At 66.9% G+C, this 20,503-nt stretch carries 25 protein-coding genes; 6 read left to right on the forward strand and 19 right to left on the reverse strand.

What is annotated here, in order from left to right; translation table 11 throughout:
* Positions 1–20 precede the first annotated feature (20 nt).
* The 3 genes from Q7I88_RS08780 to Q7I88_RS08790 all read right to left on the reverse strand — a co-directional run bounded on the left by Q7I88_RS08780 (position 21) and on the right by Q7I88_RS08790 (position 2,124).
* Positions 21–764 (reverse strand): thioredoxin domain-containing protein, encoded by a 744-nt coding sequence (locus Q7I88_RS08780; RefSeq protein ID WP_305095544.1) that lies wholly within the window; start codon positions 762–764, stop codon positions 21–23.
* Positions 765–874: 110 nt separating this feature from the next.
* The gene (locus tag Q7I88_RS08785) at positions 875–1,549 is read right to left on the reverse strand and encodes a DsbA family protein (protein ID WP_305095545.1); all 675 of its coding nucleotides are present in this window, start codon (positions 1,547–1,549) and stop codon (positions 875–877) included.
* Positions 1,546–2,124, reverse strand: coding sequence for a DUF721 domain-containing protein (locus tag Q7I88_RS08790; protein WP_305095546.1), 579 nt, complete (start codon positions 2,122–2,124; stop codon positions 1,546–1,548). Before Q7I88_RS08790 ends, Q7I88_RS08785 begins: the two co-directional genes overlap by 4 nt.
* Before the next feature lie 14 nt (positions 2,125–2,138).
* Here Q7I88_RS08790 and Q7I88_RS08795 point away from each other — a divergent pair, with 14 nt between their 5' ends.
* Positions 2,139–3,167 carry an A/G-specific adenine glycosylase gene (locus tag Q7I88_RS08795; protein ID WP_305095547.1) on the forward strand — a complete coding sequence of 343 codons (1,029 nt, stop codon included), beginning with the start codon at positions 2,139–2,141 and terminating at the stop codon, positions 3,165–3,167.
* A 12-nt stretch (positions 3,168–3,179) separates the two neighbouring features.
* Here the strand turns inward: Q7I88_RS08795 and Q7I88_RS08800 are convergent, their stop codons facing one another.
* The gene (locus tag Q7I88_RS08800; RefSeq protein WP_305095548.1) at positions 3,180–3,401 is read right to left on the reverse strand and encodes a hypothetical protein; all 222 of its coding nucleotides are present in this window, start codon (positions 3,399–3,401) and stop codon (positions 3,180–3,182) included.
* Positions 3,402–3,497: 96 nt separating this feature from the next.
* On the opposite strand from Q7I88_RS08800, the gene Q7I88_RS08805 reads away from it, so the two are divergent.
* Genes Q7I88_RS08805 through Q7I88_RS08815 form a run of 3 tightly spaced genes read left to right on the forward strand, consistent with a single transcriptional unit; the run spans position 3,498 to position 6,333 of the window.
* Complete coding sequence (locus Q7I88_RS08805) at positions 3,498–4,784, forward strand: serine hydrolase domain-containing protein (protein ID WP_305095549.1); 1,287 nt, start codon at positions 3,498–3,500, stop codon at positions 4,782–4,784.
* Positions 4,781–5,653 carry an NAD(+) diphosphatase gene (nudC, locus tag Q7I88_RS08810; protein WP_305095550.1) on the forward strand — a complete coding sequence of 291 codons (873 nt, stop codon included), beginning with the start codon at positions 4,781–4,783 and terminating at the stop codon, positions 5,651–5,653. The genes Q7I88_RS08805 and nudC overlap by 4 nt, the downstream gene beginning before the upstream one ends.
* The gene (locus tag Q7I88_RS08815; protein ID WP_305095551.1) at positions 5,650–6,333 is read left to right on the forward strand and encodes a DsbA family oxidoreductase; all 684 of its coding nucleotides are present in this window, start codon (positions 5,650–5,652) and stop codon (positions 6,331–6,333) included. Before nudC ends, Q7I88_RS08815 begins: the two co-directional genes overlap by 4 nt.
* On the opposite strand, the gene Q7I88_RS08820 is transcribed toward Q7I88_RS08815, so the two are convergent.
* From Q7I88_RS08820 to mgtE, 7 genes are all read right to left on the reverse strand, one after another.
* The gene (locus tag Q7I88_RS08820; protein ID WP_305095552.1) at positions 6,299–7,480 is read right to left on the reverse strand and encodes a threonine aldolase family protein; all 1,182 of its coding nucleotides are present in this window, start codon (positions 7,478–7,480) and stop codon (positions 6,299–6,301) included. The two genes, Q7I88_RS08815 and Q7I88_RS08820, sit on opposite strands and share 35 nt — an antisense overlap.
* 93 nt (positions 7,481–7,573) lie before the next feature.
* Positions 7,574–8,017, reverse strand: a complete 444-nt coding sequence (locus tag Q7I88_RS08825) for a hypothetical protein (RefSeq protein ID WP_305095553.1) — start codon at positions 8,015–8,017, stop codon at positions 7,574–7,576.
* Between the two features lie 56 nt (positions 8,018–8,073).
* Positions 8,074–8,334, reverse strand: coding sequence for a hypothetical protein (locus Q7I88_RS08830; RefSeq protein ID WP_305095554.1), 261 nt, complete (start codon positions 8,332–8,334; stop codon positions 8,074–8,076).
* A gap of 46 nt (positions 8,335–8,380) precedes the next feature.
* On the reverse strand, positions 8,381–8,773 hold the full coding sequence (locus tag Q7I88_RS08835; protein WP_305095555.1) for a DUF1489 family protein: 393 nt from the start codon (positions 8,771–8,773) through the stop codon (positions 8,381–8,383).
* 47 nt (positions 8,774–8,820) lie between these two features.
* Entirely contained in the window at positions 8,821–10,098 is a 1,278-nt protein-coding gene (locus tag Q7I88_RS08840; protein ID WP_305095556.1) for a nucleotide disphospho-sugar-binding domain-containing protein, read from the reverse strand.
* The gene (locus Q7I88_RS08845; protein WP_305095557.1) at positions 10,091–10,732 is read right to left on the reverse strand and encodes a TetR/AcrR family transcriptional regulator; all 642 of its coding nucleotides are present in this window, start codon (positions 10,730–10,732) and stop codon (positions 10,091–10,093) included. Before Q7I88_RS08845 ends, Q7I88_RS08840 begins: the two co-directional genes overlap by 8 nt.
* A 229-nt stretch (positions 10,733–10,961) precedes the next feature.
* Positions 10,962–12,380 (reverse strand): magnesium transporter, encoded by a 1,419-nt coding sequence (gene mgtE, locus Q7I88_RS08850; RefSeq protein WP_305095558.1) that lies wholly within the window; start codon positions 12,378–12,380, stop codon positions 10,962–10,964.
* Positions 12,381–12,479: 99 nt separating this feature from the next.
* On the opposite strand from mgtE, the gene Q7I88_RS08855 reads away from it, so the two are divergent.
* Positions 12,480–12,956, forward strand: coding sequence for a peptidylprolyl isomerase (locus Q7I88_RS08855; RefSeq protein ID WP_305095559.1), 477 nt, complete (start codon positions 12,480–12,482; stop codon positions 12,954–12,956).
* On the opposite strand, the gene Q7I88_RS08860 is transcribed toward Q7I88_RS08855, so the two are convergent.
* From Q7I88_RS08860 to Q7I88_RS08875, 4 genes are all read right to left on the reverse strand, one after another.
* Positions 12,937–13,821, reverse strand: a complete 885-nt coding sequence (locus Q7I88_RS08860; protein ID WP_305095560.1) for a LysR substrate-binding domain-containing protein — start codon at positions 13,819–13,821, stop codon at positions 12,937–12,939. The two genes, Q7I88_RS08855 and Q7I88_RS08860, sit on opposite strands and share 20 nt — an antisense overlap.
* Positions 13,822–13,894: 73 nt before the next feature.
* Complete coding sequence (locus Q7I88_RS08865) at positions 13,895–14,827, reverse strand: hemolysin family protein (protein WP_305095561.1); 933 nt, start codon at positions 14,825–14,827, stop codon at positions 13,895–13,897.
* Positions 14,828–14,844: 17 nt separating this feature from the next.
* Positions 14,845–15,339 (reverse strand): rRNA maturation RNase YbeY, encoded by a 495-nt coding sequence (gene ybeY, locus Q7I88_RS08870; RefSeq protein WP_305095562.1) that lies wholly within the window; start codon positions 15,337–15,339, stop codon positions 14,845–14,847.
* Positions 15,340–15,376: 37 nt separating this feature from the next.
* Positions 15,377–16,411, reverse strand: a complete 1,035-nt coding sequence (locus tag Q7I88_RS08875) for a PhoH family protein (RefSeq protein ID WP_305095563.1) — start codon at positions 16,409–16,411, stop codon at positions 15,377–15,379.
* Positions 16,412–16,542: 131 nt separating this feature from the next.
* On the opposite strand from Q7I88_RS08875, the gene Q7I88_RS08880 reads away from it, so the two are divergent.
* Positions 16,543–17,109: a COG3650 family protein gene (locus Q7I88_RS08880; protein WP_305095564.1), complete on the forward strand. Its 567-nt coding sequence runs from the start codon at positions 16,543–16,545 to the stop codon at positions 17,107–17,109.
* Here Q7I88_RS08880 and miaB read toward each other — a convergent pair.
* The 4 genes from miaB to Q7I88_RS08900 all read right to left on the reverse strand — a co-directional run bounded on the left by miaB (position 17,106) and on the right by Q7I88_RS08900 (position 20,347).
* Positions 17,106–18,443 (reverse strand): tRNA (N6-isopentenyl adenosine(37)-C2)-methylthiotransferase MiaB, encoded by a 1,338-nt coding sequence (gene miaB, locus Q7I88_RS08885; RefSeq protein ID WP_305095565.1) that lies wholly within the window; start codon positions 18,441–18,443, stop codon positions 17,106–17,108. The two genes, Q7I88_RS08880 and miaB, sit on opposite strands and share 4 nt — an antisense overlap.
* 238 nt (positions 18,444–18,681) lie before the next feature.
* On the reverse strand, positions 18,682–19,398 hold the full coding sequence (locus Q7I88_RS08890; RefSeq protein ID WP_305095566.1) for a lysophospholipid acyltransferase family protein: 717 nt from the start codon (positions 19,396–19,398) through the stop codon (positions 18,682–18,684).
* Positions 19,399–19,408: 10 nt separating this feature from the next.
* Positions 19,409–19,831, reverse strand: coding sequence for a Fur family transcriptional regulator (locus Q7I88_RS08895; protein ID WP_305095567.1), 423 nt, complete (start codon positions 19,829–19,831; stop codon positions 19,409–19,411).
* A gap of 72 nt (positions 19,832–19,903) precedes the next feature.
* A complete protein-coding gene (locus tag Q7I88_RS08900) occupies positions 19,904–20,347 on the reverse strand; it encodes a Ros/MucR family transcriptional regulator (protein WP_305095568.1) in 444 nt (147 codons plus the stop codon).
* Between the last annotated feature and the right edge of the window lie 156 nt (positions 20,348–20,503).

The raw sequence follows: 20,503 nt of genomic DNA on the forward strand, positions 1-20,503 counted from the left end.
CGCGTTTCCCCGGCGCCGCGTCAGCGGGCCCCGGCGTTCTGCAGGTTGGCCTCGAGCTCCGACCAGCGCAGCGTGCCGAGATTGCGGCCGTTGATGAAGAAGGTCGGGGTGCCGGTGACGTTGAGCTCCTCCGACTGCTTTTCCGAGCGATCAGCGATCTCGGTGAGGCTCTTGAAGTCCGAAAGGCACTCCAGCTGCTGGTCGCGGGGGATGCCGCGCGCCGCGAAGAAGTCGATCAGCCCGAGATCCTGCGCCAGCTTGGGGAAGCGCTGTTTCTCCGGCAGCGTCATGGCGCTCTGCATCAGTTCGGGGTTCTGCTGCACGGGGGCGACGATCTGCGGCAGGTTCTGCCACACCTGCTCGGACAGCGGGATATAGGCCGACGGATCGTTGCCGCAGCGGGCGAGGCGGGCGATGGTCAGGTCGATGGCGTCGTGAATCTGGTTGCGCAGCTCGTAGCTGACGACCCCGCTGGCGACGTACTTGTTCTTGATCGGTTCACCGGCCTCGGCGTCGAATTCGGCGCAGTGCGGGCAGGTGTGGCTGGCGTATTCGACCAGCTTCACCGGCGCGTCCGGGTTGCCGATCTGGTGCCCGCCCTCGGGCGTCACCGTGGCGACGTCGAGCCAGCTGCCGCCGTTGGGCGCAGGGATCGGGGCGATCGCTTCGGAAACGGCGGTCGCGTCGTCGGTCTTGTCGCCGCCGCAGGCGGTGAGGCCGGCAGCGAGGAGGGCGGCAAGGGCGAAACGTCGGAACATGGTCATGGCAGGCCTGTCAGCTGGATACGGATGGGGAGGCTAGCCCAGTGGGGCCGGGCGTCAAAGCGCGGTAACCTTGCGCGCGCTCCTTTTGCACAGGCTTGTGCCCCGCGGGGTCAGTTGTTCGGTGCGGCGACGACCTTCTGAAGCTGGTCCCAGGTGTAGACGCCCTTGAGCAGCTTGCCGTTGAGCAGGAAGTTCGGCGTGGAATTCACTCCGTCAGCCTGCGCTGCGGCGTCCGCCTTGTCGGCCAGCGCCTTGATCGCCGTTTCGTCGCTCAGGCAGCGGTCGACCTGGGCGCGGCTATACCCCCGCGTTTCCATCATCCCGTAAAAATCGAGATCCGACGCGATGGCCCGCATCCTGGCGCCGAGCGCACCCGACTGCCAGCGCTGCCGCTGCGAGGGCAGCGTCAGCTGCCAGGCGGTGGTCCATTTGTCCTGACGAGCGAAGAACATGTCGTGATTGCCCCAGAACTTCGACGGGTCGCCGCAGTTGACCAGCACCACCGCGGCGAGGTCGACCGGGTCGCGGATGACGTTGCGCACTTCGACCGAGGCCTTCCCGGTCTGGACCAGCGACAGCTTGATCGGCGCGTCGGCTTCCTTGAAGAATTCGCCGCAGTGCGGGCAGGTATAGCTGACATATTCGACCAGCTTGGTCGGTGCGTCGGGATTGCCCATCCGGTGCCCGGCCGCGGTCACGGCATAGGTGCCGAGCCAGTTCTGTGCCGAAACGGCGGCCAGCGGCGCAAGTGCGACCAGCACGGCAGCCAGCAGGTACTTCTTCATCCCTCTCGATCCTCCTTGTCGCCCAGGCTGCGGGCGAGCGATTCCAGCACCGTACGCAATTCCGGGTCGCCGATGTCGCGCAGCGAATCCCCCAGTTCCATGGGAATCGGCTTGAGCGACGGGGGCGCCGCCGCTGCCTCTTGAGCCCGATTGCCACTGTACGGGGGCTTAACCTCGCCTTGGCGCATCTTGACCCGCGACACAGCCTTGTATCCGAAGAAGCGATTCACCCGTTCGATGATCTCGGGAATGACGTGCTGGATCAACGGGGCGTGCGCCGGCAGCACGACGAGTTGCAGGATGCCTTCGCTCTTCTCCCCCGGCGGGAAGCGGATCGATTCGGGCATGCAGACCTTGGCGTGATGCTCACCGACGATTTCCGGCCAGCGGGTGACGACCGAGCTCTGTACGAAGCCGAAGCGGCGGAAAGCGGCGCGGCCGATTTGCGGCACGAGGTCGGCGACGGGGCGCGCCGGTCCGCCGCGCGGCCGTTCATAGACCTTGGCCTTCGACGTTGCCGCCTTGGCCGGCCGTTTCGGTTTGTCGCTGTCGCTTCCCATGGTCGCCGCGGCCATGCCATAGGCGGGGCGTGACTTCCACTGCCGCCGTCTCCGAAAAACTGCTCGAATGGTACGACCGCAGCGCGCGCAGCCTGCCGTGGCGCGTGCCCCCGGCCGGCGGCGCTGCCGATCCCTACCGGGTCTGGCTTTCCGAGGTCATGCTGCAGCAGACGACCACCGCGGCGGTCGCGCCGTATTTCGCGGCCTTCACCGAACGCTGGCCAAGCGTCGAGGCGCTCGCCGCCGCGCCGGAAGAGGACGTGATGGCCGCCTGGGCGGGCCTTGGCTACTACTCGCGGGCGCGAAACCTCGTGAAATGTGCGCGGCAAGTTTCGGAAATGGGCGGCTTTCCGCACAGCGAGGATGCGCTGCGTAAGCTGCCGGGGCTGGGCGCCTACACCGCCGCGGCGGTGGCGGCGATCGCCTTCGGCCAGCGCGCCGTCGTGGTCGATGCCAACGTGGAGAGGGTCGTCGCGCGGCTCTTCGCGATCGGCGAACCGCTGCCCGGCGCACGCAAGGCGATCCGCGAACGGGCCGACGCGATCACGCCGGATCGACGTTCGGGCGACTTCGCCCAGGCGATGATGGACCTCGGCGCCACGATCTGCACCGCGCGCGCTCCCAAATGCCTGCTCTGCCCGCTCAGCGCCGAGTGCGAGGGGCGCGCGACTGGCGACCCGGCGCGATTGCCGGTGAAGTCGGCGAAGAAGCCCAAGCCACAGCGCCAGGGCACCGCGTTCTGGATTGAGCGCGAGGGGCACGTCTGGCTTGTCCGGCGCCCCGGCAAGGGCATGCTTGGCGGGATGCGCGCGCTGCCCGACGATGGCTGGGCGGCCGGCGGCGATGGCTCTGGCGAGGCACCGATCCGCGGCTCTTGGCGTGCTGGCGGGGTGGTGCGCCACGGTTTCACCCATTTCGACCTCGAACTCGGGCTGGCAATCTATGCCGGCAAGAGCTTCGAAGCGCTGGGCGATGGCGAATGGTGGCCAGTCGCGCAAATCGAGGAGGCCGGGCTGCCGACCCTGTTCGCCAAGGCGGCGCGGTTGGCTTCGGCGTAGGCGCGTGTCGCGCTAGATGATCCCTCCGCCGAGCATCAGCCGCACGACGGCGATGGCGAAGACGATGAGGCAAAAGTTGCGTCCGCCATTGCTGCTCGACAGAGCGCCGAGGCCGATGCCGACGACGGCAATCGGGAGGACGAACCAGTTGCCCCAGCCGAGCAGCGGGATGGTCGAGGGGATGGCCAGCAGCAGCGCGACGATCCCGGTGATGATCGAGAGCAGGTTGAGCATGTGTCTTATATGGGCAACACAGCGCCCCCTTGCAAGGGCGTGGCGCGAGCCGGGGATTTGCCGCTAGGGAGGGCCCCGCAGCCAAGAGGAGTCGCGATGCCCCCGTTCGATCTGACCCGCAGGCAATGGCTCGGCAGTGCCGCCGCACTGGGCACGGTGAGCGCCTTCGGTGCCCCGCTGCTGGCGGCGGATTCGCCCTGGCGCAATGTGGCGAAACTGATTTCGGACTACGTCGATCCGCACAAGGTCGCCAACATGGTGGTCGTGCTCGGGTTCGGGCAGGACGCGCCGACCGTGCTTGCCGGCGGCGTCGACACGCTCGGGCAGGCGCGCACGTCGGATGCCAGCAGCATTTATCGCATCTATTCGATGACCAAGCCGATCACGGGCATGGCGGTGATGCAGCTGATCGACGAGGGCAAGCTCGGGCTCGACCAGCCGCTCTACGAAATCCTGCCCAGGTTCAAGCACATGCAGGTGCAGAAGGCCTACGATGGCCCGGTCACGCCCGACAACCTCGAACCGGCGAAGCGCGCGATCACGATTCGCCAGCTGCTGACGCACACCGCCGGGCTCGGCTACGGCATCGTCCAGAGCGGGCCGATTGCCGAGGCGTTCAAGGCCCGCGGGGTGGTGCCGGGCCTCGTCACAAAGCTGCAGAACCTCCCGGTGTTCCGCGGCACCGCGGTGCACGGGCTCGACGTCTTCGCCGACCGGCTGGCCGAAATGCCGCTGGTCTACCAGCCGGGCGAGCACTGGTCGTACTCGATGGCTGCGGACCTGCTCGGGCGGGTCATCGAAGTCGTCAGCGGCCAGCCGTTCGATGCTTTCCTGCGCGAACGGTTCTTCGATCCGCTGGCGATGGACAGCACCTGGTTCCAGGTCCCCCGCGCCGAGGCGTCGCGGATGACCACCAGCTACCTGCTGGCCAAGGGCAACTTGCTACCGATCGACCTCGGTTCGGATTCGATCTTCTTCGATCCTATCCCTTTCCCGATGGGCGGTTCGGGCCTCGCCTCGACCCCGCTCGACTACGACCGCTTCCTCGCCATGCTGCTGGGATACGGAGAAACGCGGGGCAGGCGGGTTATGGGCGAGCTGGCGGTACGGGTCGGGACTTCCGATCTGCTGCCAGATACGCTGCTCGGGCAGGAGGACTACGGCACCAAGTGGGGCTTCGGCGCGCTCGGCCGGGTCGGGCGCGGGATGCAGGAGGGCGTCTACGGCTGGGCGGGAGCGGCGGGCACGCTCGGCTTCGTCGACTTCAAGCGCGGCCTGCGCGCGGGGCTGTTCACCCAGTACATGCCCTCGTTCGAATACAACCTGCTCGACGAATTTCCTGCCGCGATCCTTGCCGACCTGGCGGCCCAGGGGCGCGCATGAGGCTTGCGTTCTCCGGGCACCCGCTCGACCGTGCCGACCATGTCCGCGCCGACCCCGAGCGTCTCGCTGCGCTGGCTGTGCCGGAGGCGAAGCTGCTCAAGCTCGACGGCCTCATCCCCCTGCGCGAGGGCGACCGCCTGCAGTGGACCACGCTGGCCGAAGCGGGCGAGGGCGCAGAGCTGGTGTTCCTCGGCCTGCTGGGCGGCGAGGCGTGCTTCGGCGCCGTGCCCGAAGGCGGCGATCCGGACCCGGCCTATGCCCGGCGCGAGACCTTTGCCGCGCTCGCCCACCTCGGGCTCGACGACCTCGCGCTCTACGGCGGGGCGCGCAGCCTGCTCGACTGGCACGCGCGGCACCGGTTCTGCGCCCAGTGCGGTGAGCCCACGCGTCTCGCCAAGGGCGGCTGGCAGCGCGATTGCCCGGCCTGCAAGGCGCAGCATTTCCCGCGCACCGATCCGGTCGCGATCATGCTGGTCGAGCACGAGGGGCGTATCCTGCTCGGGCGCAACTCGCGCTTTCCAGAACGGCGCTATTCGGCGCTCGCCGGTTTCATCGAGCCGGGCGAAACGATCGAGGAAGCGGTCGCGCGCGAGGTGCTGGAAGAGGCGGGGGTGAAGGTGCGCGACGTGCAGTACGTGATGAACCAGCCGTGGCCCTTTCCGAGCCAGCTGATGATCGCCTGCCATTCCCACGCAGACGATGATACACTCGACATCGACACGACCGAGCTTGCCGATGCTCGCTGGTTCACCCGCGCCCAAGTGGCCGAGGCGTTCGAGAAGGGCGAGGACAGCCCGACATTCATCCCGCCACCCCCCATGGCGGTGGCATACCACCTGATGGCCTGGTGGCTGGAGAAAACCGCATGAGCGACAAACCGAAGGTGATGGTCGACATCTGGTCCGACGTGATGTGCCCGTGGTGCGCCATCGGCTACGCCCAGTTCGCCAAGGCGGTGAAGGCGCTCGACGGGGAGATCGAGGTCGAGGCGCGGTGGATGCCCTTCGAACTCAACCCCGACATGCCCCCGGAGGGCCGCAGCCAGGCCGAACACGTGGGCAAGGTCTACCAGCGCACGCCCGAACAGATCCGCGAGATGCAGCAGGGCATGGAAAAGCGCGCCGCGGAGGTGGGCTTCCCGATGCGCTTTACCGACGACGACGGCGAGCCGGCGATGATGTGGAACACCTTCGAGGCGCACAAGCTGCTGCGCTGGGCGCTGACCAGCGCCGGTCCGGAGGCGCAGACCCGGCTCAAGGTGGCGCTGCTCGAGGCACACTTCCAGCAGCACCGGCCGGTGGGCGAGCGCGAGACGCTGCTCGACATCGCCGAGCAACAGGGCTTCGACCGGGCCGCCGCCGCTGCCGCGCTCGACGATGAGGCGCTCGCCATCGCCACGCGGTTGGAGGAAAAGCGCGGCCTCGAAAGCGGGATCAATTCGGTCCCGAGCTTCGTCTTCGCCGGCCGCTACCTGGTCCCGGGCGCGCAGGAGCCCGAGGTCTTTGCTGCGACCATCAGGAAGGTTGCTGAGCTGGCCGAGACGGCCTGAACGCCAGCAGCAAGTCGATGGCCGCCGCCAGTTCCTCGTCGCCGAGCGCGAGGCTGGCCGCGCCCATCGACAGTTCGGTGCCGGCCACGCCTTCGCTCACCGGCTTGAGCTTCCCGAACAGCCAGATGCCGGTCTCGCGCGCCACGTGATCGCGGGCGAGCAGCAGGTCCTCCACCTCGCCCTGCAGGCGGAGGTGGAACATGCTGGTGTGCGGAGGGTCGGGGAGGACGCCGATGCACTCGTGGCCGCTGAACAGCGCGGCGACCTCGCGGGCGCGTCCGATCAGGCGGGGCATGCGTGCGAGGCAATCGCCGAGCCGCATGCGGGCGGAGACGATATTGGCCACCGCGGTGTAGAGCGTGCCGCCCTGCCGCCGCTGCCACACCGCCGCCTCGTCGATGAAGTCTCGCGGCCCGAGCAGCATGGCGCCGGGCAGGGCGCCCACGTCCTTGTAGAACGAGACGTAGATCGAATCGAACAGCGCGGCGATCTCGGCCAGCGGGCGGCCATAGGCGGGCGCGGCCTGCCACACGCGCGCGCCGTCGAGGTGCAGCTTGATGCCATTCTCGCGGCACAATTGGCTCAGCTCGGCCAGGTCGTCCCACGAAGGGAGTTGGCCGCCGATCTCGCGTGCCGGCAATTCGATCAGCAGGCTGGCTATGCCGGTCTCGTGCGCCGCGCCGCCGGGTTCGAGCAGCGCCTCCACGTCGGCAGCCGTCGTCGGACGTGCCGGATCGCCGACCAGGTGTGCGGTCAGCCCGTGCAGTTCGCGGTAGCCGTGTTCCTCGTGCAGCTCGAGGTGCGAGGTAGGGTGAAACGCGGTCACGGGGTTGCGGTCCCGATCGCTCCAGATCCGCAGCGCGATCGGCTGGGCCATGCAGCCCGAGGGCATGAACCGCGCGGCGGGCATGCCGAACAGCGCAGCGAGTTCGGCCTCGAAGTCTTCGACCAGCGCGCCGGTGCCATAGATGTCGGGTGCCAGACCGGGCTCGACCCCCAAATCCGTGACCGTGTCGCCGTGTTCGCGCAGCCAGGCGCAAACGGCCTCCAACTCGTCGGCCGGGTTGCTGGGGCCGTCGCCCTGGAGCCAACGGCTGCTGAGCCGCAGGCGGGCGCGTTCTTCTTCGAGCGGTTTGTCGATCGTCATGTCCGCGCCATTGCGGCCCGCCGCCGCCCTCCGCAAGCCTGACGACCGGGAGCAGGCCGGAACGGTCCTGCTCGAGGGGATGAACGCCCTTTGCTAGTCGGGCATGAGCCGGTTGGCCTTGCTGACGATAAAGGCGGTCGACCAGCTTATGAGGAGGAAGCCGATCAGCGCCTCGATCGCGCTCATCAGGCGCCAGCTATCGGGGAAGTACTCGGCCGTTCTGCCCAGCGTGGTATAGGCCGACGCCGAGTAGTAAAGCGCTTCTTCGACGGTCTGCATCGCCCCGATGGCAAGATAGAAGCCGGCGAAAGCGGCCACTTCCAGCGTATGCAGCAGGAGAAGAAACAGGCCCGAACCGCACATGAGCGCAAGGCCGTGCACGCCGAAGTGCAGTTCCTCGAGTCGCTCGCGGCGCAAACCCAGAAAGCGCGTTGCCGCCGTCAGACCGAGCGCATGGGTCACCGTCATCGCCAGCATCATCCCGGCTGCCGCGGCGAGTTGCTGACCCAGCGCGATGGACTGTACGTTTTCCTGCATTGCCGGAGACTAAACGCAGCCGTGCCGCGTTGTTCCGGGTGCTCCGCGGCGAAGGCTCAGCCGTTCTGCTTGCCGTTCCGAATCTTCTCGAAGGTCTTGTCCCCCTTGCGGGCGTCCTGCTCGGGATTGTCGCTGCCGACGGCGGTTTCGACCTCGTCGCCGGTGAGCTTGCCCTCGGCGCGCTTGAGGTCGGCACGCGTGCCGACGCGGCGATTGACCTCGCCGCCGCTGCGGCTCTGCTGTGCGCCGCCGAGCGACTGCTCCTGCATTTCGTCGATCAGTTCGTTGTCCGGGTGGCGCGATTGGCGTTCGGGCATGGCATGTCTCCTTTCCCGGTCAACGGGAGAGGGCAGGGCGATGTTCCTAGACCAGACCGAGTTTGTTGAGCTTGCCGAGAAGCTTGCCCGGGATCAGATCGCCCTGCTCCTCACCGGCGTCGAGATCGCGAGGGGCATCGGCGTCCTGGAGATAGCGCCAGCCCTGATGCGCGCGCTTGGGGCGCGGCTCGACCAGCCGCAGCTTGCCTTCGAGCCGGATCGTCCAGCGCCCGTCGGGCCGCTGCTCGAAACCGAGGATTTCGCAGCGCGCCACGAGCGCATGGTTCATGATCCAGTAGAGCGATCCGCCGATCATCTCCGCGTGCCGCTTGGGCAAGTAGCGGGTGGTCATGAGCGCCTCGTCGTCCGCCTCGACCCACTCGCGCAGCACCTCGATCGTCTTCGAGGTATAGGCGATCTTGGTCATGTGCAGCGGCATGGGGCCGAGATAGGGTTCCTCGGCCGCGCCGCAAGCGCGAGTTGTCCTCAGGCGAAGACGGGGTAGCAGAGCGCCTCGAGCTGTTCGACCACGTCGGATTCGCGGGTTTCCCGCTCGACCGCCTCGCCAAGTGCGCGCGCGCCTGCGGCGAAGGCGGGGTCGCCCAGCAAGGCGCCGATCGCCGCGGCGATCTCGCCGGTCCCGGCCGAAGGGGGCAGCATCATGCCGGCGCCGTGCGCGGCGATGCGCATGGCGTTGCCGTTCTGGTCGCGGCCGTGGGGGATCACCAGCAGCGGCAGCCTGTGCAGCAGCGCGCGGGCAACCGTGCCATGGCCGCCGTGGGTCACCACCAGCGCCGCTTCGCGCATCACCGCGCCGTGCGGGGCGCTGGGCACCAGAGCGGTGTTGGCGGCGGGGGAGAGTTCCTCGGCGGCGATCGTCGGGCCGAGCGTCACCAGCACGCGGACCGGGAAGCTGGCAAGCGCGTCGATCACCCACTGCAGCACGCCGACATGGTTCTGGAACGTCGTGCTGAAGCCGACGAGGACCAGCGGGCGAGCGTCGTCTTCGGGCCAGGGTGACTGCCATTGTTCGGTCCATGTCGCCTCGTCGAGCTGCGGGCCGACGTAGGTGAAATGGTCGCCTGTGTCGGCGGGGGCGAAGTCGAACGTGCGGCTGACGCCGAGCAGGGTCTTCCTGGCGACCAGGACCTGGTCCCACATGTTGCCGAGCGGGCGCAGGCCATAATGCGCGCGGGCGACGTTGAAGACCTGCGTGGCCTCGGCGAACGCCCGCATCATCTGCTCGAACAGGGGAGCCATCGCCGCCTGCTGATCTGCCGTCAGGGCCGGGCCCGCCGGGGGCGCCCCGGTTATCGGGAACATGATCGAATTGCAGGCGAGCACCGCGCAGGGCTGGCCGGCGACCTCGCAGCCGAGTTCGACGCCGAGGAGAAGTTCGCTGCCCACGACGAGGTCGGCAGGTTCGCGCCGCAGCTCGGCCAGGAGGTCTTCGGCGTAGTCGACCGCGCGGCCGGCGGTGACGTCCCTCAACACCTGTCCGAGCCCTTCGGCCGGGGTCGCGCCGGCCCAGTCGCGGACGATCTCGCTGTCGCGATGGCGGTCGGTGCGGCTGGGCGCGCGGGTCCAGGGAACGAAGCGCGCGCCGGTTCTCTCGCTTTCGGGGCGGTTGCACGCGTCGCTCATCACGCGCACGTCGTGACCGGCATCGATGAGCTTGCGCGCGACGGTGAGAGCCGGGCCGACCGAGCCGCCGCCTTCCCAGGTGGTGACGAGGAACTTGCGGCGTGGATGGGGATCAAGCATCGGTGTTCTCCGGTATACGGGCCTGGATCAGGGCCTGCGGGGTGGTGGCGAGCGCGGCCGCGGCCATTTCGAGCATGGCGCGGCGCAATTCGGCGAGACTGCGCTTCATGTCGACGCGCAGGAGCTTCCAGACATAGAGATCGAGCGCGATGACCAGGCGATCGTGCGCACGGCAGCGTGCGCCGGGCTCGAGGATAGCGAGCCACGGAGCGAAGACTGCGCCGACCCATTCGCGGTGTGTCGTCCGGCCTTCGTCGGTCATGCCCTTGATCTGCGGATAGCGATCTTCCTGCGCGAGCGCCCGCATCATGAGTTCGCCGTGCGCCTCGTATTCGGCAATGATCGCTTCCAGCGCGCGCCCTACGTCGCCGGACGGAAGCTGGCGCGCTGCCAGGATGTCGTCGCGCATGCGGTTGCGCGAGGCGTCGAGCAGGCCTTCCTTGCCGCCGAAACGGCGGATGACGGTCTGCACGCTGACCGCGGCATCGGCGGCGACGTCTTCGAGGCGGATTTCCTCGAACCAGCCGCCGCGCATGCGCGCAAGGAAGGCGGCGATGATGCGTTCGCCCGTCTGCTCCGCCGCTTTGGCGCGAGCGGTCTGGCGATAGGCGCGAGTGTCTGTCTGCTCATTCATGTGAGCCGTACTAACATGAAATTTGAAAGGCGCAAGCTTTATGTTAGTCCAACTAACATCAAATTTTTCGCGCACCCCGCTTTCCTACAACCCCGCCGATGTGCCAGCGGGGTTTCACATGACCGAAAGCACGCTGAATTTCTGGGAGACGAGGCGCATCGCGGCGGCGCTTGCGCAGCGCGAATTTTTTGCCTCTGGACCGTGTAACAGCCGGTCCATGTCTGTCACCTTAGCCGACCAACCCGGTCGCCACCGCCAGGCTCAGAAACACCAGGAAACCCATCGAATCGGTGGTCATGGTGACGAATATCGAGGAGGAGATGGCGGGATCTGCGCCCGTGCGTTCGAGCGTCAGCGGCACCACGACTCCGGCGACTCCGGCGATGAGAATGTTGGCCAGCATCGCAAGCCCGATCACCGCCCCGAGATGCCAGTCGCCGAAGATCCACGAGACCGCGAGCGAAATGACCAGCGCCACGCTCAGCCCATTGAGCAGCGCAATCGAAATCTCGCGGCGGACAGCGCGCAAGGTGTTGCTGCTGGTCAGCTGATTCGTCGCCAGTGCGCGGACCGTGACGGCGAGCGTCTGGGTACCGGCATTGCCGCCGATCCCGGCGACGATCGGCATGAGCACGGCCAGCGTGACAAGTTGCGCGATGACGTTCTCGAAGCGCGATATCACGAACGAGGCGACCGATGCGGTCACCAGGTTGGCCATCAGCCATCGCACGCGCGCCGCATAGGCGTCGCGGATCGGTTCGTTGATGTCGCCCTCGCCGGCGCCGGAGAGCAGGAGCGTGTCCTCGCCCGCTTCTTCGGAAATGATGTGGACGATGTCGTCGACGGTCAGCTGGCCGACCAGCCGCCCGCTCTCGTCGACCACGGCGGCCGAGATGAGCGCGTACTTCTGGAAACGCAGTGCGACCTCTTCCTGGTCCATGCCGACGGGGATCAGCGTTTGGTCGCGCTTCATCACGTCGGCCAGCTGGATATGGCGCGGCGCGCGCAGGATCCACGACAGCGCACATGTCCCGATCGGGTGGTGCTTGTGGTCGACGATGAAGATTTCCCAGAACTCTGTCGGCAGCTCGTCGTGCTCGCGCATGAAGTCGATGACGTCGCCCACGGTCAGGTGTTCGGGCACCGCGACCAGCTCGCGCTGCATCAGGCGGCCGGCGGTTTCCTCCGGGTAGGCCAGCGCGCTCTCGATCGCCGCGCGGTCCTCGGGCTCCATTTCCGCGAGGATCGCCTGCTGGTCGGCGTGGTCGAGGTCCTCGATCAGCTGCACCGCGTCGTCGGTGTCGAGCTGTTCGGCGATTTCCGCCACCGCCGCGGCGGGCAGCGCCTCGACCATGTCCTCGCGCACATAGTCGTTGAGCTCGGAAATGACTTCGCCCGACAGCAGGTCGGTTATCGCCGCGGCCAGCTTCCTCCGGTCCTCGGGCTCGAGCAGCTCGAGCAGGTCGGCGATGTCGGCCGGGTGGAGCGGTTCGACCAGATCGTAGGCCCGGCCGTCGTCGCCCTCCTCGAGCGCGTCCCGGACGCTGCGGACGAACTCGGGCTTGAGCCGGTTCTCCTCGTCGAGCTGTTCTTCCTCGGCCGCGCCGGCGGTGCCCGCTTCCAGCTCGTCGAGATCGGTTTCGGCCATGGCGGTTTCCCTATGCATCGCACCTGCAAAAGCAAGCGAAGGGTGACTTTGCCGCCATCGCCCCTATATCGGCGCCGATCGAAATAGGAGAACGACGCAATGGCCGATACCCTGACCTTCACCCTCGACTGCGGCGACGGAAAGGGTGGCGATGTCGTCATCAAGCTGCGCCCCGACCTGGCGCCCGGCCACGTCGAGCGGATTACCGAACTGGCGAACGAAGGTTTCTACGACGGTGTGGTGTTTCACCGGGTCATTCCCGGTTTCATGGCCCAAGGCGGCGATCCGACCGGCACCGGGATGAGCGGCAGCGACAAGCCCGATCTCAAGGCCGAATTCAATTCCGAGCCCCACGTCCGCGGAACCTGCTCGATGGCCCGCACCGCGGCACCCGACAGCGCCAACAGCCAGTTCTTCATCTGCTTCGACGATGCTCGTTTCCTCGACAAGCAGTATACGGTCTGGGGCCAGGTCGAGAGCGGCATGGAACACGTCGACGCGCTCCCCAAGGGCGAGCCGCCGCGCGAGCCCGGCAAGATCGTCAAGGCGACGGTGGCTAAAGCCCCGCTTCGATAAGCCAGTCGTGGAAGATCCGCACCGGTCGATTCTCGAGATCGACCGGGCGGCACACGAACCAGTAGCTGTAGGGGCTCTGCACCTCGATATCGAACAGGTGCGCAAGGCGCGGGTCGTTGGCGCGCTTGAGGTGGTCGTCGTGCATCATGGCGATGCCCAGGCCCTGCGCGGCGGCCTCGAGGATCAGCTGGCCCGAATCGTAGTGGTCGATCGCTTGGGGGTGCAGCTCGGGCATGCCAATCGCCGCCTTCCAGGCGTCGAAGCTCTGCGGCAGGTCGCTGTGAATCAGGAAGGTCTGCTTCTCGAGCTCGGAGAGCGGCGGATTGGGTCCGAGTTCGGCGGCGAGGTCGCGGTTGCAGATGGCATGCACGGTGTTGTGATCGAGCTGCACCGAATGAAAGCCCGCTTCGGGGCGCGTGGTCAGGAGGATTGCCGCGTCGAGCGTGTCGCCGACGCGGTCGATCAGATGCGGCCCGGTATCGATGTCGATGTGCAGCCGCGGATGCTGGCGGCGCAGCTCGGGTAGCTTGGGAAACAGGCGCTGGGTGCCGAACAGCGGCAGAACCCCGAGCCGCAGACGCTGCAGGCGAACATTCTCCGACTGGTTCTCGACCGCCACGGCGAGCGCATCGAGGTGCGGGGTCACGGCGTCGAAGAACACGCGCCCCTCGTCGGTGAGCCTCATCGTCTGCCCGCTGCGCGAAAACAGCTTGCGCCCGGTGAATTCCTCGAGATTGGCGAGCCGCCGCGAAAGCGCAGAGGGGCTGAGCCCGATTTCAGCCGCCGCGGCGCGTGCCGAGCCAAGCCTCACGGTTCGAATGAACGCCTCGAGGGCGCGCAGCGGAGGGAGTCGGCGTGTCGGCATCACGCGCGAATGTTGTGCCCAATAGCGATAATGTCGAGTGCCGATTTACCGCACTGCACAATTTTCTGTCCGGCTATTCCGCTTCGTCGTCGTTTTCAGCCGTGGGCCGGTGCAGCCGCAGCCGGGTCACGTGGGTGTCGTCGCCTTCGGTCACCTCGATCAGCCAGCCACTGGGGTGCGTGAGCACGGCGCCGGGCTGGGGCACTTGTTCGGCGAGGACAAAGGCGAGGCCGCCGAGCGTATCGACCGCTTCCTCGACCTCGGCGATGCGCGGGTCGCCCACGATCTCGGCGACGTCGTCGAGTTCGGCGCGGGCGTCCGCGTCCCAGATTCCGTCGCCCAGCGGGGTGATCATCTCGACCGGGTCCTCGTCGTGTTCGTCCTCGATGTCGCCGACGATTTCCTCGACCAGGTCTTCGATCGTGATGATGCCGTCGGTGCCGGAAAACTCGTCGAGCACGATGGCCAGGTGCGTACGGCTCGAGCGCATGTCGGCAAGCACGTCGAGCGCGCCGCGCGCTTGCGGGACGTAAAGCGGCTGGCGCATCAGCGAGGTCCAGTTCGGCGGCGGCGGAGCGCCGCTGGCAAGGAACGGAAAGATGTCCTTGATGTGCATCATGCCGATCACTTCGTCGAGCGTCTCGCGGTAGACCGGCATGCGCGAATGACCGTGCTCAGCGAAGGCGGCGACGACTTCCTGCCAGCTGGCGTCGGCCGACAGAGCGATGATCTCGCCGCGCGGGATGGCGATGTCGTCGGCGTCGTGCTCGCTGAAATGCAGCAGGTTGCGCAGCATGGTCAGCTCGAAGGCCGAGAGGTCGCCCTTCTCCCCTTCGGCTTCGCTGCCGGCCTGTTCTTCGGAGTGCTCGTCGATCGCCTCCTCGAGCTGCGCGCGCAGCGAGGTGTCGACGTCCGAGTTGTCGAAAAGCCGGCGGATCGCCTTCAGCAACCCGCCGCTACTGTCCCCCTCTCCATTGGCTGAATCGGGCCTGGAACTCTCGGACATCGCCTCTGTGCTTCCCCCTAAATCGCTTCGCTATCGCCATATGGGTCGGCGACTCCCATCTGTGCAAGCGCCTTTGTTTCCAGCGCTTCCATCGTCGCCGCTTCGGCCTCGCCCAGCTCGTGGTCATGGCCGGCGAGGTGGAGCAGGCCGTGGACGATCAGGTGCGCGGCGTGATCTTCGAGCGCAACGCCCTTGTCGGCCGCCTCCCGGGCGCAGGTTTCGTGGGCAAGCGCGACATCGCCGAGCAGCTCGGGCGGCCCGTCGGGGCCGAGCGCCAGCAACGCGCGGCGTTCGAGCATCGGGAACGACAGGACATTGGTCGGCTTGTCCCGCTCGCGCCACTCGCGATTGAGCGCGTGGATCTCTTCGTCGGAGGTGAACAGCAGGCTGACGGAGAGGCGCGGGTTTGCCAGTTCGGGGGCGATCTGAGCCAGCGCGGCGGCGGCGCGCTCGGCCAGCTCCGGCCAATCGCCGGTCGGCCAAGGGTCTTCGATGTCGATCTCAAGGTCCACGCCGAGCCCCTTGCCGTTCGCTTCGAACGAAGTCGAGTTAGCTACCGTCGCCCTCGTAAGCTTCGACGATGCGCCCGACGATCGGGTGGCGGACCACGTCGGCGGCGGTGAAGCGGGTCACCGCAATGCCTTCGACGCCTTCGAGCTTGGCCACCGCGTCGGCCAGCCCGCTCATCCGGTCGCCACCGGGGATGTCGACCTGGCGGGGATCGCCGCAGACGACCATGCGGCTGTTCTGACCGAAGCGGGTGAGAAACATCTTCATCTGCTCGCGCGTGGTGTTCTGCGCTTCGTCGAGGATAACGAAAGCGTCGGCCAGAGTGCGTCCGCGCATGAAGGCGATCGGGGCAATCTCGATTTCGCCCGAGGCGAGGCGACGCTCGACCTGTTCGGGCGGCATGCAGTCATAAAGCGCATCGTAGAGGGGGCGCAGGTAGGGATCGACCTTGTCCTTCATGTCGCCGGGCAGGAAGCCGAGCTTCTCGCCCGCCTCGACCGCCGGGCGGCTCAGGATCAGGCGCTGGACGCTGCCGGTGATCAGCTGGCTGACAGCCTGCGCCACGGCGAGGTAGGTCTTGCCGGTGCCGGCCGGCCCGAGCGCGAAGATGATCTCCTTGCTGGCCAGTTGGCGCATGTATTCGCCTTGCATGACGCTGCGCGGCACGATGGTCTTGCGGCGGGTGCGGATCATGATGGGCGGAGTCTTGGTCTCGCCGGTGATGATGCCCTCGAGAGTCGGCTCGCCCGACATGGCGATCAGGGCCTCGATCGCGCCGCTGTCGAGATCCTGCCCCGTCAGCAGGCGCTGGTGCATGGCCTTCAGCACTTCGCGGGCGCGGGCGACGTCGTCCTCGCTCCCTTCGATGATGATCTTGTTGCCGCGCGCACCGATGTACACGCCGAGGCGGTTTTCAAGCAGCACGAGATTGGCGTCGAATTCCCCGAACAGTGCGCCGAGCACAGCCTGCTCGTCGAATTCGACTTCGGCCCGGGCGCGGCGCGATGGGTCGCGGCGATCCTCGGGATGGGCCAACGCCGCCTGGCTGTCGGCGCGTTCGGGTTTGCGGGCCATTTGCTCCTTTCGAGTCTGATGAGTCGAAATGTAGGGCCGGGCCGGGCGGTGGCAAGCGCAGCCGCGCAACACCGACGGGGAAAAACTTCGCGCGCCGTGCGTTGCCGGCCGAGATGATGGGAGATTTTGCAATGCGTTATCTGATGGCTGCTGTGGTGGCGCTGACGCTGAGCGGGTGCGGGAACTCTCCGGACGACGATCCGATGACTCCCGCATCGCAAAACTCGCAGATAACGCCTGCCGCTAAGACCCCCGACGGCACGGTCCCCCGCGATGCGGCGCTCGAATCCTGGCTCAAGGCCCGGTACGGCAAGTCCGGGCGCCTCGGCTACCGCTCGAGCGAATTCGACCTCGACGGTGACGGCAAGCCCGAGATCCTGGTCTACGTTGGCGGACCGAGCCTCTGCGGCTCGGGCGGTTGCAGCCTGGTCGTGCTGAAGCGCGAGGGTGACCGGTTCACGCCGGTGGTGCAGACCACAGTAACCCAATTGCCGGTCGGCGTGCTCGACTCGTCGAGCAACGGCTGGCGCGACCTGTGGGTATCGGTCGCCGGCGGCGGCGAACTCGGCGGCAGGCGGAAGCTGCCGTTTGACGGCGAAAGTTACGCGACCAACCCCACGGTGCCTCCTTCCGAGGAAATCCGGATCCTCGATACCCAGATCCTGATCCCCGACGGCGACTTGATCTGGCTGGACTAGGCCACTGCGGTTTCGAGCAGCCTTCCCGCCAGCGAATTCGGCCCCGCTTCGGCCAGCTCGACTTCGACCAGGTCGCCGATCGCTGCGTCACCTTCGAAAAATACCGATTGCAGCCAGGGCGACTTTCCGAGCCACTGGCCGGGATGCTTGCCCTTGCGTTCGACCAGCACTGAACAGCGCTTGCCGACGCTGGCCCGGTTGAAGGCCAACTGGTCGCGGTTGATCGCGGCTTGCAGGCGCTGCAGCCGCTCGTCCATCACTTCGCGCGGCACCTGGCCTTCCATAGCCGCGGCGGGCGTGCCGGGGCGGGGCGAATACTTGAAGCTGAAGGCCTGCGCGTAGCGGACCTCGGCGACGAGCTGCAGGGTCTGCTCGAACTCGGCCTCGGTTTCGCCCGGGAACCCGACGATGAAATCGCCGGACAGCGCGATATCGGGACGCGCGGCGCGAAAGCGGTCGAGGAGCCTGAGATAGCCTTCGGCCGTATGGCTGCGGTTCATCGCCTTGAGCACGCGGTCGCTCCCGCTCTGCACCGGCAGATGAAGGTAGGGCATGAGTTTCTCGACTTCGCCGTGGACCGCAATCAGCCCTTGAGAAACGTCGTTCGGATGGCTTGTGGTGTAGCGAATTCGCTGTAATTCCGGGATCTTGGCTATTGCTCTTATCAGACCGTCGAGACCCAGGCTGTGGCCTTTGGAATCGCTGCCGGACCAGGCGTTGACGTTCTGGCCGAGCAGGGTGATTTCGCGCGCGCCGGCTTCGACAAGCCCCTCCGCTTCGCGCACCAGTTCGGCGAATGGCCGCGAGATTTCGGCCCCGCGCGTATAGGGCACGACGCAATAGGTGCAGAACTTGTCGCACCCTTCCTGCACGGTGAGGAAAGCGCTCGGCGCGCTCTTGCGGCGGGCGGGGAGGGCGGCGAACTTGGCGTCGGCGGGCATGTCGGTATCGGTCGCGCGTTCGCCCTTCGCGGCGCGGGCGATCAGTTCCGGCAGGCGGTGATAGGCCTGGGGGCCCACGACCATGCCGACTCCCGGGGCACGCGCCATAATCTCCTCGCCCTCGGCTTGCGCGACGCAGCCGGCGACCGCGATCATCGGCGGGTGCTCGCCGCCGGCCTTCACCAGGCGGCCAATATCCGAATAGACCTTTTCGGCGGCCTTTTCGCGAATGTGGCAGGTGTTGAGCACGACGAGGTCGGCCTCCTCGCCTTCGGGCGCCGGGGCAATGCCTTCGGCCGCAAGCAGCTCGGCCATGCGCTCGCCGTCGTAGACGTTCATCTGGCAGCCGAAGCTCTTGACCCTGAAGGTCCGGGGAGTGTCGCGTTCACGCATGGCGGCGCGCCATAGGCCAATCGAGCGGGTCTTTCAAACGCGCGCTTGCGTCGCTGCAAGCTCGTGCGAAACCCGGAGGAAAGTGTCGTGTGACCGGTGGCGACACCCACGATTTTTCGCGGGTCTGCGAACCGCTCGGGCGTAAACCTTGCCGCCGCAAGCCGCTACGAGGGTGGATTCGAGGAGGCGAGGCGATCATCGGACGAGCCTGCCGCAACCGGCATCCTGTAGGACAGCGTTATCTGCGCAGCGCGGCGGCGATGCGCGTTCGGGCGGCAGCGGCCATGGCCTTGCGGTCGGCCAATTCCGGGCCCGACAGCGGATCGAGGAAGTGAATCGTGAGCCCGACACCGCCGCGCCGGGCGAGGACGCGGCGGACGTTGGCGAGGCCCGCCTCGTCGCCGTACCAGCAGGTTTCGGCGGCATCGGCATAATCGAGGGCAACCGGCTGGATCGGGATATCATGGGCGAGAGCTTCGACCGCCGAGAGCAGCGAGCTGCGAAACGGCCGTAGCTCGATCCCGTCGTTGGTGGTCGCTTCGGGAAAGATCGTCACTGGCCGCTCGCCCAGCGCCTGCTTCACCTGTTCGACTTGCCGGGCGACCGTGCCGCGCATGTCGCGAGCGATGAAGACGGTGTCGTTCTGGTCGCATAGCCATTTGAGCGCGGGATGGCCGGCGAGACCCGCATGCGCGACGAAGACCGAGCGGGTTGTGCCGGCGAGCGCGAGGATGTCGAGCCAGCTTTCATGATTGGCGAGGAACAGGGCGCCGCGGCGCGGCTGCCCGGTAACGCGCACGTGCAGTCCGGCGACACGTCCCATGAGGCCGAGGAACAGCGGGGGCACTAGGTTCCGTGCCCCCGCGAGCGACACCACAACATGCGCCGGGACGAGGGTGACGAATACGAAAAACGCGGCGAGGCTCCGTGCCGCCAGCCTCAGCGTGCCTGCCATCGCCGCGCCGCTAGTCTTCGCGGTCGATACGGACGCCGTAGAGTTCCATCCGGTGATCGACCAGCCGGTAGCCCAGCTTCTCGGCGATCTGCCGCTGCAGCGCTTCGAGCTCCGGGTCGACGAATTCGACGACCTTGCCGGTCTCGACATCGATCAGATGGTCGTGGTGCGCCTCGGGTGCGGGTTCGTAACGGGCGCGGCCATCCCCGAAATCGTGGCGGTCGAGAATGCCGGCCTCTTCGAACAGGCGCACGGTGCGATAGACCGTCGCGATCGAAATCTTCGGGTCGATCGAATTGGCGCGCCGGTGAAGCTGTTCCACGTCGGGGTGGTCTTCGCTTTCCGACAGCACCCGGGCGATGATCCGGCGCTGCTCGGTGATGCGCAGGCCGCGTTCGGCGCACAGGGCTTCGAGATCGATCTGCTGGTGCAACTGTTCTGCCCGGAAAAGACTAACGCCCCGGACCTTAGGGGGCCGGGGCGTCAATCTCAAGCGGCGGGTGCCTTATGCCGTCGTCTTCTTCTGACGGCCGCGGCGCTGCCCGGGCTTGCGGCCAAGGCCGATCTTCTTGGCCAACTCGCGGCGCTTTTCCGCGTAGTCCGGCGCGACCATCGGATAATCCGAAGCCAGACCCCAGCGCGCCCGGTATTCGTCGGGCGTGAGGCCGTGGTCGGTCATCAGGTGGCGTTTGAGCATCTTCATCTTCTTGCCGTCTTCCAGGCAGACGATGTGGTCCTTCTTGACCGACGAGCGAACCGAGACGGCCGGCTCCGGCTTTGCTTCGGCCGCCGCGCCGTCACCGCCGAGACCGGACAATGTCGAATGGACGGTCTGGATCAGCGCTGAAATGTCTTCGGAGGCAATCGAATTGTTGGAGACATAAGAGACAACGATGTCGGTAGTGTGGGTGATCAGCGTTTCCGCCAGATCGCCATGTACTTCTTCCATTGGCAAACCTCATTACAGTCGTTCGGACGAACGGCTTTCACCTATTCATCCGCGCGCACCCTGCCCGGCATTTGGACTAAGGGTCGGGGCTTTGCAAGGGTGGGCAAAGACCTAATCGTAGCGTTGATTGACCGTTTACCTCGATGTCGCGGCGCG

The organism is Croceibacterium aestuarii (assembly GCF_030657335.1).
In the GTDB taxonomy this organism is placed as follows: domain Bacteria; phylum Pseudomonadota; class Alphaproteobacteria; order Sphingomonadales; family Sphingomonadaceae; genus Croceibacterium_B; species Croceibacterium_B aestuarii.